Raw genomic sequence first — 390 nt, 5'->3', positions numbered from 1 at the left:
GAAGGCGGCGCTGTCTAGGCCGGCGGCGGCGAGGGCATGCGGGGATTCCTGCACGATGTGGCTTGCCTGGTGGTCAATGCAAAAACGGCCGGCACCACGCATTGCGCGGGTCCGGCCGTTCCGGCGATTCCGCCCCGGGTGCCGGGGCGGAGGGAGCAGTCATCAGCCCTTCACGGCCTCCAGGGCCGCGTTGAGCGTCTTGCTCGGGCGCATCACCGCGTCCAGCTTGTCGAAGTCAGGCTTGTAGTAGCCGCCGATGTCGGCTGCCTTGCCCTGCACGTCCGACAGCTCGCCGACAATGGTCTTCTCGTTGTCGGTCAGCGTCTTGGCCAGCGGTGCGAAGGTCTTGGCCAGTTCGGCGTCGTCCTTCTGCGCGGCCAGTTCCTGGGC

General features: G+C 67.7%; 1 protein-coding gene. It reads right to left on the bottom strand.

Features of this window, described 5'->3' with window-relative positions:
- Nucleotides 1–162: 162 nt before the first annotated feature.
- Nucleotides 163–390: NADP-dependent isocitrate dehydrogenase (locus tag AC1DMY_RS21055; protein WP_477166786.1), on the bottom strand; the 228-nt coding region annotated here is incomplete at its 5' end.

The organism is Dyella sp. 01L423 (assembly GCF_056399945.1).
Note: the sequence above shows the minus strand (reverse complement) of the source record. Positions and strands in the feature narration are given on the sequence as shown.